The 464-nt window shown below is 55.2% G+C and carries 1 pseudogene; it reads left to right on the top strand.

From position 1 onward, the window contains the following. Positions 1-183: 183 nt before the first annotated feature. Positions 184-464: pseudogene (locus HMPREF2967_RS13385) on the top strand (IS21 family transposase); the annotation flags it as partial.

The raw sequence follows: 464 nt of genomic DNA, 5'->3' as shown, positions 1-464 counted from the left end.
ATATCAGGTGTCTACCAAACAGGGGTCAGGTCCGTTGTCCCCGATAACGCGTCGACGGCATCAAACGCAATCAGCACTGCCGATAGGAATCGGAAGGTCAACGACACCTACCAGCAGTTCTTGGAGCACTACAACACAGCAGCACTTCCCACACGCGCGCGTCGGCCGAAGGATAAAGCAAATGTGGAAGCTGCGGTAAAGATCGTCACGCACAAGATCATCCACGCCCTTGAAGACCACCAGTGTGTTGACTTAGATGAGCTCAACGGAAAGATTGTGGGCTTAGTCGATGCGATCAACACCTCCGTGCCGTTTCGCAGTCAGCAGTCAAGCCGCAGGGATCTCTTCGAAGCACACGAGCAGCATCTCCTTGCTGACCTGCCGGCAACCCCGTGGCAACATACCGAGTGGAAGCGTGCGAAAGTAGCCCCGGATTTCCATATCACGGTTGCAACGGTGCGCTA

Origin of the sequence: Corynebacterium sp. HMSC059E07, assembly GCF_001814395.1 — a bacterium.
GTDB lineage: Bacteria > Actinomycetota > Actinomycetes > Mycobacteriales > Mycobacteriaceae > Corynebacterium > Corynebacterium hesseae.
This window is presented reverse-complemented; position numbering and strand designations above follow the sequence as displayed.